The organism is Streptomyces sp. NBC_00539 (assembly GCF_036346105.1).
Lineage (GTDB): Bacteria > Actinomycetota > Actinomycetes > Streptomycetales > Streptomycetaceae > Streptomyces.
Map to the genome: position 1 here is coordinate 5,686,395 of NZ_CP107811.1, position 13,144 is coordinate 5,699,538.

Consider the following 13,144-nt stretch of genomic DNA (forward strand, 5'->3'; position numbering starts at 1 on the left):
ATCCCGCACGACGCAATATCGACGTACGGGCGCCGGGCCGGCCGCGTCCGGCCGCCGCGTCCGAGTCCCGGTCAGTTCTTGGTGACGGTGCCCTTCTCGATGGTCACGGGGTTCTTCGGAGCGCCGTCCTGGGCCCCGTCGGCCGTCCCCGCCTTGGCGATGTCCTCCACGACCTTGAGTCCGGCCGCGTCGATCTTGCCGAAGGGCGTGTAGGAGGGCGCGAGCGGGCTGTCCTTGTACACGAGGAAGAACTGGCTGCCGCCGGTTCCGGGCTGGCCGGTGTTGGCCATCGCCACCGTGCCCGCCGGGTAGATCACCTGGCCCTGCGCGTTCGGCTTGCCCAGGGCGTCGAGGTTCTCGTCCGGGATGGTGTAGCCGGGGCCGCCCATGCCGGTGCCCTGGGGGTCACCGCACTGGAGCACGAAGATGCCGCTGGTGACCAGGCGGTGGCACTTGGTGTTGTCGAAGAAGCCCTTGTCGGCGAGCGACTTGAACGAGTTGACGGTCTGGGGGGTCTTCGCCGCGTCCATCTCGAACGTGACGTCGCCCGCGCTCGTCTTGAGGGCGAAGGTGTACTTCGCCTTGTCGTCGATCGCCATCGCCGGCGGCGACTGCTTGGGGGTCGGGGACGCGGAGGGCGAGGGGGTGCTGGACGCCTCGGTCTTCTCGTCCTTGCCGTCGAAGACGCCGCCCGCCACGAGGCCGACCAGCGTCGCGACCACCACGGCCGCGGCCGCGCCGACCACCGCCGCCCGGCGGCGCGCCTTGCGCCGGGCCTCTGCCCGCCGCTGCTGCTGGCGCTCGTACTTCTCCCTGGCGAGCTGTCGCCGACGCTGATCGCTGCTGACCACCGGTCGTCTCCTTGTACGTCTCTGGTACCGCTGTCCGGGCTGGGGCAGTCCGTACCGTATATGGGTTCGCTGTGTCATGAGCCGCCCCGGTAGGCTCTGATCAGCGGCATCGCGCCCCGTGCGCGCCGCCCGAGCTCACGCCGGACGACGATTGAGGACGAACGTGCTGATTGCCGGGTTCCCCGCAGGGGCCTGGGGGACCAACTGCTATGTGGTCGCCCCCGCCGCCGGTGAGGAGTGCGTCATCATCGACCCGGGCCACCAGGCCGCCCAGGGCGTCGAGGAGACGTTGAAGAAGCACCGGCTCAAGCCCGTCGCGGTCGTCCTCACCCATGGCCACATCGATCATGTGGCCTCGGTGGTCCCGGTGTGCGGAGCACACGACGTACCGGCCTGGATCCACCCGGAGGACCGCTACATGATGAGCGACCCGGAGAAGGCCCTCGGCCGCTCCATCGGGATGCCGCTCATGGGCGAGCTGACCGTCGGCGAACCGGACGACGTCCGCGAACTGACCGACGGAGCGGGCCTCAAGCTGGCCGGGATGGACTTCTCGGTGGCCCACGCGCCCGGACATACCAAGGGGTCGGTGACCTTCCGGACGCCGGAGACCGCGGACATCCCGTCCGTCTTCTTCTCCGGCGACCTGCTCTTCGCCGGCTCCATCGGACGCACCGACCTGCCCGGCGGCTCCCACGCCGAGATACTCCGCTCGCTGGCCCGCGTGTGCCTGCCGCTGGACGACTCGACGGTGGTGCTCTCCGGCCACGGTCCCCAGACCACCATCGGGCGCGAGCGCGCGACCAACCCGTACCTGCGGGACGTCGCCGCCGGCCTGGGGGACGGCGCAGCCGCCCCACGACGAGGAATGTGACGAGACTTCCGTGAGCACCTTCAAGGCCCCCAAGGGCACCTACGACCTGATCCCGCCGGTCTCCGTGAAGTTCCTGGCGGTACGTGAGGCCATCGCCGCACCGCTGAGGAACTCCGGCTACGGCTACATCGAGACGCCCGGTTTCGAGGACGTCGGCCTGTTCGCGCGCGGCGTCGGCGAGTCCACCGACATCGTCTCCAAGGAGATGTACGCCTTCGAGACCAAGGGCGGCGACCAGCTGGCGCTGCGTCCCGAGGGCACGGCCTCGGTGCTGCGCGCGGCACTCGAGGCGAGCCTGCACAAGAAGGGCAACCTGCCGGTCAAGCTCTGGTACTCGGGCTCCTACTACCGCTACGAGCGCCCGCAGGCGGGCCGGTACCGCCACTTCTCGCAGGTCGGCGCCGAGGCCATCGGTGCCGAGGACCCGGCCCTGGACGCCGAGCTGATCATCCTGGCCGACCAGGCGTACCGCTCGCTGGGCCTGCGCAACTTCCGCATCCTGCTGAACTCGCTCGGCGACAAGGAGTGCCGCCCGGTGTACCGGGAGGCGCTCCAGGCCTTCCTGAGCGGCCTCGACCTCGACGCGGAGACCGTGCGCCGGGCCGAGATCAACCCGCTGCGCGTCCTCGACGACAAGCGGGCCGACGTGCAGAAGCAGCTCGTCGGTGCCCCGGTGCTGCGGGACTACCTGTGCGACGCGTGCAAGCAGTACCACGAGGAGGTGCGGGCGCTGATCACGGCGGCCGGCGTCCCCTTCGAGGACGACGAGAAGCTGGTGCGCGGGCTGGACTACTACACGCGCACCACCTTCGAGTTCGTCCACGACGGTCTCGGCTCGCAGTCGGCGGTCGGCGGCGGTGGCCGCTACGACGGCCTGTCCGAGATGATCGGCGGCCCGGCGCTGCCGTCGGTGGGCTGGGCGCTGGGCGTGGACCGTACGGTGCTGGCGCTCGAGGCGGAGGGCGTCGAGCTGGACACCCCAGCGGCCACGTCGGTCTTCGCGGTGGCGCTCGGCGAGGCGAAGCCGGTGCTGTTCGGGCTGGTCACGGAGCTCCGCCGGGCCGGTGTCGCGGCGGACATCTCGTACGGCGGCAAGGGCCTCAAGGGGGCCATGAAGGACGCGAACCGCTCCGGCGCCCGCTTCGCGATCGTCGCGGGCGACCGGGACCTCGCCGAGGGCGTGGTGCAGCTCAAGGACCTGGAGTCCGGTGAGCAGAACCCGGTGGCCCTCGCCGAGGTGGTCGAGGTGCTGCGGGCGCAGCTGGCCTGACGGCCGGCGCCGGGGAGGGGCGGGCCGGGGGAGAGCCCCCGGCCCGCCCCTTCGCCGTGACCGGCCCCCGGGACCGTCCTTATCTCCATCGAACGGCCCCGGGGCTCCCGCGTGCGGCACAATGGCCGGTGCTTGATGACCTTGCAGATGTGGAGCGGGCGGGATGACGACAACAGGCTCTGACGCGGACACCGCCCGGACCTCCGGCGGCAGCCGGGCCCTGGCGCTGCTGCTGGTGATCACGGGCGCGGCCGGGCTGCTGGCCGCCTGGGTGATCACCATCGACAAGTTCAAGCTGCTGGAGGACCCGAACTTCACCCCGGGCTGCAGCCTGAACCCGATCGTCTCCTGCGGCAACATCATGAAGAGCGACCAGGCGGCCGTCTTCGGGTTCCCGAACCCGATGCTGGGGCTCGTGGCCTACGGGATGGTGATCTGCGTCGGCATGAGCCTGCTGGCGGGGGCGCGCGTGCGCCGCTGGTACTGGCTCACGTTCAACGCGGGCACCGCGTTCGGCGTCGGCTTCTGCACCTGGCTGATGTACCAGTCGTTGTACAACATCAACTCGCTGTGCCTGTGGTGCTGCCTCGCCTGGGTCGCCACGATCCTCATGTTCTGGTACGTGACCGCCCACAACGTGCGCACGCGCATGCTGCCGGCCCCCGGCTGGCTGCGGGGCTTCCTCGACGAGTTCACCTGGGTGCTGCCCGTCCTGCACATCGGGATCATCGGGATGCTGATCCTGACCCGCTGGTGGGACTTCTGGACCTCCTGACGGCCCCGTGAGGGCCCCCTGGCTGTCAGCGGCCTCGCTTAGGCTTCCGGTGTGGAACCAGATCTCTTCACCGCCGCCGCCGAGGACCGCCAGGAGAAGGACCCGTCCAGTTCTCCGCTCGCCGTCCGGATGCGCCCGCGCACCCTGGACGAGGTCGTGGGCCAGCAGCACCTGCTCAAACCCGGCGCGCCGCTCCGGCGGCTGGTGGGGGAAGGCGCCGGGGGACCGGCAGGCGCGTCCTCGGTGATCCTGTGGGGTCCTCCCGGCACCGGGAAGACCACCCTCGCCTACGTCGTCAGCCAGGCGACACAGAAACGGTTCGTGGAGCTGTCGGCGATCACCGCGGGCGTCAAGGAAGTGCGCGCCGTCATCGAGGGCGCCCGGCGGGCGGCCGGCGGGTACGGCAAGGAGACGGTCCTCTTCCTCGACGAGATCCACCGGTTCAGCAAGGCGCAGCAGGACTCGCTGCTCCCGGCAGTGGAGAACCGCTGGGTCACCCTCATCGCGGCGACCACCGAGAACCCGTACTTCTCGATCATCTCGCCGCTGCTCTCCCGCTCCCTGCTGCTGACGCTGGAGCCGCTGACGGACGACGACCTCAGCGCGCTGGTACGGCGCGCACTCACCGAGGAGCGGGGACTGGGCGGGGCCGTGACCCTGCCGGCCGACGCCGAGGCGCACCTGCTGCGCATCGCCGGGGGCGACGCCCGCCGGGCCCTGACGGCGCTGGAGGCGGGCGCCGGATCGGCGATCGCCAAGGGGGAGCCGGAGATCACCCTCCAGACGCTCGAGGAGTCGGTCGACCGCGCGGCCGTCAAGTACGACCGGGACGGCGACCAGCACTACGACGTGGCGAGCGCGCTGATCAAGTCGATCCGGGGCTCGGACGTGGACGCGGCCCTGCACTACCTGGCCCGGATGATCGAGGCGGGGGAGGACCCCCGGTTCATCGCGCGGCGCCTGATGATCTCCGCGAGCGAGGACATCGGACTGGCGGACCCGACGGCCCTGCCGCTCGCTGTCGCGGCGGCCCAGGCCGTGGCCATGATCGGCTTCCCGGAGGCGGCGCTGACCCTGTCGCACGTGACGATCGCGCTGGCGCTGGCCCCCAAGTCGAACACCGCGACGACGGCGATCGGCGCGGCCCTGGCCGACGTACGGGCGGGGCTGGCCGGCGCGGTCCCGGCGCACCTGCGGGACGGACACTACAAGGGCGCCGCCAAGCTCGGCCACGCGGTGGGGTACGTGTACCCGCACGACGTGCCGGGCGCGATCGCCGCACAGCAGTACGCACCCGACGAGATCCATGGCAAGCGGTACTACGAGCCGACGCGCTACGGCGCCGAGGCGCGGTACGCGGACGTGGTGGAGAAGGTCCGCGAACGGCTGCGCGGGGAGCGCGCCTGACCTGCCCGGGGGCCGCCCCGCGCCCGCCGCGGCCTCGGATACGATGGTCCACGGAAACCGGCGCCACATCCGTGATCTCGATCACGGGGTGAGGCCGGACCTGGACGTGAGCGGCGGCCCCTGCGGCCGCGGATTCCGCGGAAACACGGAGGATCGCGTCCCCGTCCGGGGTGACGGCCGAAAGCGGCCGGCCCCCCTGTCCCGCACCGCGGCGGCTCCTGGTGTCAGGAGCATCCGCCCACGTGGGGGATACTGAGGCGTTGGACTCTACGAGGGTTCGTACGCGTTCGGCTCCGGTGAGCTGCCGAACGCCTTCCCTGGGACGCGGCTGACCCTGCTTAACGTCGTCGAAAGCGGATTCCGTTTCGTTGGAACCCGAACTCCGATGCGCACTGGGCAGGGGGATCCCATGTGGTCGAGACATTACGTCCCCCTCGTTACCGGTAAGTCTCACCTGACTACATGGAGGTAGGTTCCACGTGAACCAGAAGCGACCCAAGGTCAAGAAGTCGCGTGCCCTCGGCATTGCGCTGACCCCGAAGGCCGTCAAGTACTTCGAGGCCCGCCCCTACCCGCCGGGCGAGCACGGCCGTGGCCGCAAGCAGAACTCGGACTACAAGGTTCGTCTGCTCGAGAAGCAGCGTCTGCGCGCCCAGTACGACATCTCTGAGCGTCAGATGGCCCGCGCCTACGACCGCGCCAAGAAGGCCGAAGGCAAGACGGGCGAGGCGCTGGTCGTCGAGCTCGAGCGTCGCCTCGACGCCCTGGTCCTGCGTTCGGGCATCGCCCGCACCATCTACCAGGCCCGCCAGATGGTGGTCCACGGCCACATCGAGGTCAACGGTGCCAAGGTCGACAAGCCGTCGTTCCGCGTCCGCCCGGACGACGTGATCACGGTTCGCGAGCGCAGCCGCGAGAAGGTTCCGTTCCAGGTTGCCCGTGAGGGTGGCTACGCAGGCGAGGGCGAGACCCCCCGTTACCTGCAGGTCAACCTGAAGGCCCTGGCCTTCCGCCTGGACCGCGACCCGAACCGCAAGGAAATCCCGGTCATCTGCGACGAGCAGCTCGTCGTCGAGTACTACGCCCGCTGATCTTCCGGCGGTCGTAGCCCCACAGGCTGGTCAGCCCGCCGGTTCCCCCTCGGGGGAGCCGGCGGGCTTCCTGTTTTCCGGGCCCGTGCCGGAATTCCGGTACGGCCGGGGATCTCCGGCGCGATAGGGTCGGAGAAGACTTTTCATACCCAGCGATCTATGTGCAGGAAGCGGTGCAAACGTGTCCGGTGGAGAGGTGGCCGGGATCCTCGTGGCCGTCTTCTGGGCCATCCTGGTCTCTTTCCTCGCCGTGGTGCTGGTGAGACTGGCCCAGGTGCTCAAGGCGACCACCAAGCTCGTGGCGGACGTGACCGAGCAGGCGGTTCCGCTGCTCGCCGACGCCTCCACCACCGTGCGCTCCGCACGCACCCAGCTCGACCGGGTCGACGCGATCGCGAGCGACGTCCAGGAGGTCACCTCCAACGCCTCCGCGCTGTCCTCGACCGTGGCCTCCACCTTCGGTGGTCCGCTGGTCAAGGTCGCGGCCTTCGGCTACGGGGTGCGCAAGGCCCTGGGCAGGACCGACGCCGAGCCCACCAAGACCCCCCGACGCACTGTGATCGTCGGCCGTACGGTGCCGGCCGCCCGGCGCCGGAAGCAGAAGGGCTGAGACCTCCGATGTTCCGCCGAGCCTTCTGGTTCACCGCAGGCGCCGCCGCCGGCGTGTGGGCCACCACCAAGGTCAACCGGCAGCTCAAGAAGCTGACGCCGGAGAGCCTCGCCGCACAGGCCGCCGACAAGGCCGTCGAGGCGGGCCACCGCCTCAAGGACTTCGCCCTGGACGTCAAGGCGGGAATGACGCAGCGCGAAGAAGAGCTGAACGACGCACTGGGCCTGCACCAGGACGCCGACAAGCCGGCCCTGGCCGACAACGTCACGGCCCTGCCCGGGCCCCGGCGGATGCGGGCCATCGCGCTCGACCCGTCCGACCAGACCACCCACCGCCCGAACATCTCGTACAACTCGTACAACCGGAATGAGGACCACTGATGGAGTCGGCTGAAATCCGCCGCCGCTGGCTGAGCTTCTTCGAGGAGCGCGGTCACACCGTTGTCCCTTCGGCGTCGCTCATCGCGGACGACCCGACTCTGCTGCTGGTACCCGCGGGCATGGTGCCGTTCAAGCCCTACTTCCTGGGCGAGGTCAAGCCGCCGGCCCCGAGGCTGACCAGCGTGCAGAAGTGCGTCCGCACCCCGGACATCGAAGAGGTCGGCAAGACCACCCGCCACGGCACGTTCTTCCAGATGTGCGGCAACTTCTCCTTCGGGGACTACTTCAAGGAAGGCGCCATCAAGTACGCCTGGGAGCTGCTCACCAGCTCCGTGGCGGACGGCGGCTACGGCCTCGAGCCCGAGAAGCTCTGGATCACCGTCTACCTCGACGACGACGAGGCCGAGCAGATCTGGCGCGACGTGATCGGCGTGCCCGCCGAGCGCATCCAGCGCCTGGGCAAGAAGGACAACTTCTGGTCCATGGGCGTCCCCGGCCCCTGCGGCCCCTGCTCCGAGATCAACTACGACCGCGGCCCCGAGTTCGGCGTCGAGGGCGGCCCGGCCGTCAACGACGAGCGGTACGTGGAGATCTGGAACCTGGTCTTCATGCAGTACGAGCGTGGCGCCGGCGACGGGAAGGAAGACTTCCCGATCCTCGGTGACCTGCCCTCGAAGAACATCGACACCGGCCTCGGTCTCGAACGCCTCGCCATGATCCTGCAGGGCGTGCAGAACATGTACGAGACCGACACCCTGCGCGTGGTCATGGACAAGGCCACCGAACTGACCGGCGTCCGCTACGGCGCCGCCCAGGGCACCGACGTCTCGCTGCGCGTGGTCGCCGACCACATCCGCACCTCGACGATGCTCATCGGCGACGGCGTCACCCCCGGCAACGAGGGCCGCGGCTACGTGCTGCGCCGCATCATGCGCCGCGCCATCCGCAACATGCGCCTCATGGGTGCCACCGGCCCGGTCGTCCAGGACCTCATCGGCGTCGTGATCGACACGATGGGACAGCAGTACCCGGAGCTCATCACCGACAGGAAGCGCATCGAGACCGTCGCGCTCGCCGAAGAGGCCGCCTTCCTCAAGGCCATCAAGGGCGGCACGAACATCCTCGACACCGCCGTGACCGAGACCAAGGCCACGGGCGGCACGGTCCTCTCCGGTGACAAGGCCTTCCTGCTCCACGACACCTGGGGCTTCCCGATCGACCTGACCCTGGAGATGGCCGCCGAGCAGGGCCTCTCCGTGGACGAGAGCGGCTTCCGCCGCCTCATGCAGGAGCAGCGCGACCGCGCCAAGGCCGACGCCAAGGCCAAGAAGACCGGCCACGCGGACATGTCCGCCTACCGGGAGATCGCCGACGGATCCGGCGCCACCGAGTTCACCGGCTACGCCACCAACCAGGGCGAGTCCACGATCGTCGGCCTCCTGGTCAACGGCGTCTCCGCGCCCGCCGCCTCCGAGGGCGACGAGGTCGAGGTCGTCCTCGACCGCACCCCCTTCTACGCCGAGGGCGGCGGCCAGCTCGCCGACCAGGGCCGGATCAAGCTCGACTCCGGCGCCGTCATCGAGGTCCGCGACGTCCAGCAGCCCGTCCCGGGCGTCTCCGTGCACAAGGGGTCGGTGCAGGTCGGCGAGGTGACCGTGGGCGCCTCCGCCTACGCCGCCATCGACGTCAAGCGCCGCCGGGCCATCGCCCGCGCCCACTCCGCCACGCACCTGACCCACCAGGCGCTGCGCGACGCGCTGGGCCCGACGGCCGCCCAGGCCGGTTCCGAGAACTCGCCCGGCCGCTTCCGCTTCGACTTCGGCTCGCCGAACGCCGTCCCCGGCACGGTCCTCACCGACGTCGAGCAGAAGATCAACGACGTGCTCGCCCGTGAGCTGGACGTCACCGCCGAGGTCATGAGCATCGACGAGGCGAAGAAGCAGGGCGCCATCGCCGAGTTCGGCGAGAAGTACGGCGAGCGCGTGCGCGTCGTGACCATCGGAGACTTCTCCAAGGAGCTGTGCGGCGGCACCCACGTCGGCAACACCAGCCAGCTCGGCCTGGTCAAGCTGCTCGGCGAGTCCTCCATCGGCTCCGGCGTACGCCGCGTCGAGGCCCTGGTGGGCGTGGACGCGTACAACTTCCTCGCCAAGGAGCACACGGTCGTCGCCCAGCTCCAGGAGCTGGTCAAGGGCCGTCCGGAGGAGCTGCCGGAGAAGATCGCCTCCATGCTCGGCAAGTTGAAGGACGCCGAGAAGGAGATCGAGAAGTTCCGCGCGGAGAAGGTCCTCCAGGCCGCCGCGGGGCTCGCCGAGAACGCCCAGGACATCCGCGGCGTGGCTCTCGTCGTGGGTCAGGTGCCCGACGGCACCGGCGCCGACGACCTGCGCAAGCTGGTCCTCGACGTGCGGGGCCGGATCCAGGGCGGCCGCCCGGTCGTCGTGGCCCTGTTCACCGTGGCGGGCGGCCGCCCGCTGACGGTCATCGCCACCAACGACGCCGCCCGCGAGCGCGGTCTCAAGGCCGGTGACCTGGTCCGCGCCGCCGCCAAGACCCTCGGCGGCGGCGGTGGCGGCAAGCCGGACGTGGCCCAGGGCGGCGGCCAGAACCCGGCCGCCGTGCCGGAGGCCATCGCCGCGGTCGAGCGCCTCGTCGCCGAGACGGCCTGACGATGACGCTGCGCCGCGGCCGCCGACTGGCCATCGACGTCGGGGACGCCCGGATCGGGGTCGCTTCCTGCGACCCCGACGGGGTGCTGGCCACACCGGTGGAAACCGTGCCGGGCCGGGACGTCCCGTTCGCCCACCGGCGGCTGCGGCAGCTCGTGCAGGAGTACGAGCCGCTCGAAGTCGTGGTCGGCCTCCCCCGCTCGCTCAGCGGGCGGGAGGGGCCGGCCGCGGCCAAGGTGCGCGCCTTCGCGGGCGAACTCGCCAAGGGCATCAAGCCGGTGACGGTCCGTCTGGTGGACGAGCGCATGACCACGGTCACCGCCGCACAGGGGCTGCGGGCCTCGGGCAGGAACGCCAAGAAGGGGCGGGCGGTCATCGACCAGGCCGCCGCCGTGGTGATCCTCCAGAACGCTCTTGAGACCGAACGGGTATCAGGTAATCCGCCCGGTGAGTGCGTCGAAGTGGTTGTCTGATCGCGATACGGTAACGTTCCGCGCGATGTGACGGCATTCGAACAGCCGTCGCCCACCACTTCAGAGGCGGAACCGGGTGCCGCGGCGACGAGCCGCTGCCTCCGTCTCGCGGCTCTAGGGGACCGATGACTGAGTATGGCCGGGGCCGCGCCCCCGAACCGTGGCACCCCGAGGACCCCTTGTACGGGGACCAGGGGTACGACGGGCATCCGGCCCAGCAGGGTCAGCTGCCTTACGCCGGTGACCAGCAGCAGTACGCGCAGGCGCCGCAGCACCAGGACCCCCAGTTCCAGGCCCCTCAGTTCCAGGACGGCCAGTTCCAGGACGGCCGGCAGTACCAGCAGCACCCGGAGCAGCTCCAGCAGCAGTACCAGCAGTACCCGCAGGAGGGTTTCCTCCCGCACCAGCAGTACCAGCAGAGCGACCAGCCGCAGCCGGCGTACGGGGGCCAGCCCTGGGACACCGGCCAGGGCCAGTACGCGGGCGCGCCCGCGCCGGCGGATCCGTACACGGGTGCGGGTGCCGACCCGTACGCGGGCGCCGAGCCGTACGCCCAGCAGACCGGCGCCGGTTTCCCCGGCGAGGCCCCCGACCTGTACGCGACCCCGGAGGCCTACCCGCCGCCGGTGCCCCCGAGCCGGCGCCACCTGGAACCGGAGCCGGGGAGCCAGGACACCGACCTCCTCACCGAGGACCCCGAGGAGGACCCCGAGCCCGCCGACGACGACGAGGGCCGCGGCGGCGGTGGCCGCCGCGGGGGCCGTTCGAAGAAGGCGAAGACGAAACCCAGACGCCGCGGCGTGTCCTGCCTGGTCGCGGCCGTGGTCGTCGCGGCCGTCCTCGGCGGTGGCGGCTACTACGGCTACACCTACCTCAAGGCCCGCTACGGCCCCGGCGAGGACTACGCCGGCCCCGGCCTCGAAGAGACCGTGGACGTCGAGATCCCCAAGAACGCCACCCTCGCCCAGATGGGCAGCATCCTGGAGAAGGCGGGCGTCGTCGCGAGCGCCAAGGCGTTCATCACCGCCGCGGACACCCCCAAGGGCAAGGGCATCCAGCCCGGCACCTACCCGCTGAAGAAGAAGATGTCCGCCGCCGCCGCCGTCGCGCTGATGACGGACCCCTCGAAGCTGAACGTCATCATCGTTCCCGAGGGCAAACGCAACGTCGACGTCTACGCCATGATCGACAACAAGCTCGGCAAGCCGCAGGGCACCACCCAGGACATCGCGAAGCGCGAGGCCAAGAACCTCGGCCTGCCGGCCTGGGCCGCCTCCAACCCGAAGGTCATGGACCCGCTCGAAGGGTTCCTGTACCCGACGCGCTACGACCTGGCCAAGGACATGGCCCCCGAGGTGCTGCTCAAGCAGATGGTCAAGAACGCGAGCGACAAGTACGCGTCGCTCGGCCTCGAAGCCAAGGCCAAGGACCTCGGACTGGAGAACCCGCTCCAGGTCGTCACGGTCGCCAGCCTCGTCAACGCGGAGGGCATGAACCACGACGACTTCCGCAAGATGTCCGACGTCATCTACAACCGACTCAAGAAGACGAACGACGTCACCAACCAGAAGCTCGAATTCGACTCCACGATCAACTACCTCAAGGGCACGAGCAACATCAACGTCTCGCGCGCCGAGACCAAGACGCTCGACCACCCGTACAACACCTACTTCTACAAGGGCCTGCCGCCGGGTCCCATCGGCAACCCCGGCTCCGACGCCCTGAACGCCTCGCTCAACCCCGACAGGGGCGGCTGGATGTTCTTCGTGTCGGTCGACGGCCAGAAGACGACCTTCACCAAGACGTTCGCGGAGCACGAGAAACTGGTGGCGGAGTTCAACGAGCGGCAGAAGCAGAAGAACGGCGGATAGCAACACATGTCACGCATACGGGCCGCGGTGCTGGGGTCGCCCATCGAGCACTCCCTCTCACCGGTGCTCCACCGCGCCGCGTACCGCGAGCTCGGCCTCGCCGACTGGACCTACGACCGGTTCGAGATCGACGAGGCTGCGCTGGCCGGGTTCCTGGCGGGACTCGGACCCGAGTGGGCGGGGCTGTCACTGACCATGCCGCTCAAGCGGGCGGTCATCCCACTGCTCGACGCAGTCAATGACACCGCAGCCTCCGTGGAGGCCGTCAACACCGTGGTCTTCACCGAGGACGGCCGCCGCCTCGGCGACAACACCGACATCCCCGGCATCGTCGCCGCGCTGCACGAGCAGGGCGTCGACAAGGTGCCGGCCGCCGCGATCCTCGGCGCCGGCGCCACCGCCTCCTCCGCGCTGGCCGCACTCGCACGGATCTGCACCGGCGAGGTCACCGCGTACGTGCGCTCCCGCGCCCGGGCGGACGAGATGCGGCAGTGGGGCGAGCGGCTCGGTGTCGAGGTCCGCACGGCCGACTGGTCGCGGGCGGCCGAGGCACTGGCCGCCCCCCTGGTCATCGCCACCACCCCGGCCGGCGCCACGGACGAGCTGGCCCCCGCCGTGCCCGCCGCCCCCGGCACCCTGTTCGACGTCCTGTACGACCCCTGGCCCACCGCCCTCGCCGCCGTCTGGTCCGCCCGCGGCGGCGCACTGGTCGGCGGCCTCGACCTGCTCGTGCACCAGGCCGTCCTCCAGGTCGAGCAGATGACCGGCCGCGCTCCCGGCCCGCTCGCCGCCATGCGGGCCGCCGGTGAGCGGGCGCTCGCCGCGCGTTAGGCGCACGGGCCGTCCGATAGCTGGACCGGAGCGTGGTGCACC

At 70.4% G+C, this 13,144-nt stretch carries 12 protein-coding genes; 11 read left to right on the plus strand and 1 reads right to left on the minus strand.

The window, feature by feature from the left end; genetic code table 11:
- Positions 1 to 71: 71 nt before the first annotated feature.
- Positions 72 to 851, minus strand: coding sequence for a peptidylprolyl isomerase (locus tag OG861_RS25570; RefSeq protein WP_329193691.1), 780 nt, complete (start codon positions 849 to 851; stop codon positions 72 to 74).
- 163 nt (positions 852 to 1,014) lie between these two features.
- Between OG861_RS25570 and OG861_RS25575 the strand changes: the two genes are divergently transcribed.
- From OG861_RS25575 to OG861_RS25625, 11 genes are all read left to right on the plus strand, one after another.
- Complete coding sequence (locus tag OG861_RS25575) at positions 1,015 to 1,725, plus strand: MBL fold metallo-hydrolase (RefSeq protein ID WP_329193689.1); 711 nt, start codon at positions 1,015 to 1,017, stop codon at positions 1,723 to 1,725.
- 10 nt (positions 1,726 to 1,735) lie between these two features.
- Complete coding sequence (hisS, locus tag OG861_RS25580) at positions 1,736 to 2,995, plus strand: histidine--tRNA ligase (RefSeq protein ID WP_329193687.1); 1,260 nt, start codon at positions 1,736 to 1,738, stop codon at positions 2,993 to 2,995.
- Positions 2,996 to 3,158: 163 nt separating this feature from the next.
- Positions 3,159 to 3,770: a vitamin K epoxide reductase family protein gene (locus OG861_RS25585; protein WP_329193685.1), complete on the plus strand. Its 612-nt coding sequence runs from the start codon at positions 3,159 to 3,161 to the stop codon at positions 3,768 to 3,770.
- Between the two features lie 51 nt (positions 3,771 to 3,821).
- Positions 3,822 to 5,177 (plus strand): replication-associated recombination protein A, encoded by a 1,356-nt coding sequence (locus tag OG861_RS25590; RefSeq protein WP_329193684.1) that lies wholly within the window; start codon positions 3,822 to 3,824, stop codon positions 5,175 to 5,177.
- 479 nt (positions 5,178 to 5,656) lie between these two features.
- On the plus strand, positions 5,657 to 6,268 hold the full coding sequence (gene rpsD, locus OG861_RS25595) for a 30S ribosomal protein S4 (RefSeq protein WP_030026606.1): 612 nt from the start codon (positions 5,657 to 5,659) through the stop codon (positions 6,266 to 6,268).
- 181 nt (positions 6,269 to 6,449) lie between these two features.
- Entirely contained in the window at positions 6,450 to 6,878 is a 429-nt protein-coding gene (locus tag OG861_RS25600) for a DUF948 domain-containing protein (RefSeq protein ID WP_329193682.1), read from the plus strand.
- A gap of 8 nt (positions 6,879 to 6,886) precedes the next feature.
- Positions 6,887 to 7,258, plus strand: a complete 372-nt coding sequence (locus OG861_RS25605) for a DUF6167 family protein (RefSeq protein WP_329193679.1) — start codon at positions 6,887 to 6,889, stop codon at positions 7,256 to 7,258.
- On the plus strand, positions 7,258 to 9,927 hold the full coding sequence (alaS, locus tag OG861_RS25610; RefSeq protein WP_329193678.1) for an alanine--tRNA ligase: 2,670 nt from the start codon (positions 7,258 to 7,260) through the stop codon (positions 9,925 to 9,927). The genes OG861_RS25605 and alaS overlap by 1 nt, the downstream gene beginning before the upstream one ends.
- Before the next feature lie 2 nt (positions 9,928 to 9,929).
- The gene (gene ruvX, locus OG861_RS25615) at positions 9,930 to 10,400 is read left to right on the plus strand and encodes a Holliday junction resolvase RuvX (protein ID WP_329193677.1); all 471 of its coding nucleotides are present in this window, start codon (positions 9,930 to 9,932) and stop codon (positions 10,398 to 10,400) included.
- Between the two features lie 125 nt (positions 10,401 to 10,525).
- Positions 10,526 to 12,271, plus strand: a complete 1,746-nt coding sequence (gene mltG, locus OG861_RS25620) for an endolytic transglycosylase MltG (protein ID WP_329193674.1) — start codon at positions 10,526 to 10,528, stop codon at positions 12,269 to 12,271.
- A 6-nt stretch (positions 12,272 to 12,277) separates the two neighbouring features.
- Complete coding sequence (locus OG861_RS25625) at positions 12,278 to 13,102, plus strand: shikimate dehydrogenase (RefSeq protein ID WP_329193673.1); 825 nt, start codon at positions 12,278 to 12,280, stop codon at positions 13,100 to 13,102.
- The last annotated feature ends 42 nt before the right edge of the window (positions 13,103 to 13,144 follow it).

Coding starts and splice junctions, on each gene's coding strand:
- OG861_RS25605 (WP_329193679.1), top strand. CDS start 6,887: ATGTTCCGCCGAGCCTTCTGGTTCACCGCAGGCGCCGCCGCCGGCGTG.
- mltG (WP_329193674.1), top strand. CDS start 10,526: ATGACTGAGTATGGCCGGGGCCGCGCCCCCGAACCGTGGCACCCCGAG.
- OG861_RS25625 (WP_329193673.1), top strand. CDS start 12,278: ATGTCACGCATACGGGCCGCGGTGCTGGGGTCGCCCATCGAGCACTCC.
- OG861_RS25585 (WP_329193685.1), top strand. CDS start 3,159: ATGACGACAACAGGCTCTGACGCGGACACCGCCCGGACCTCCGGCGGC.
- alaS (WP_329193678.1), top strand. CDS start 7,258: ATGGAGTCGGCTGAAATCCGCCGCCGCTGGCTGAGCTTCTTCGAGGAG.
- ruvX (WP_329193677.1), top strand. CDS start 9,930: ATGACGCTGCGCCGCGGCCGCCGACTGGCCATCGACGTCGGGGACGCC.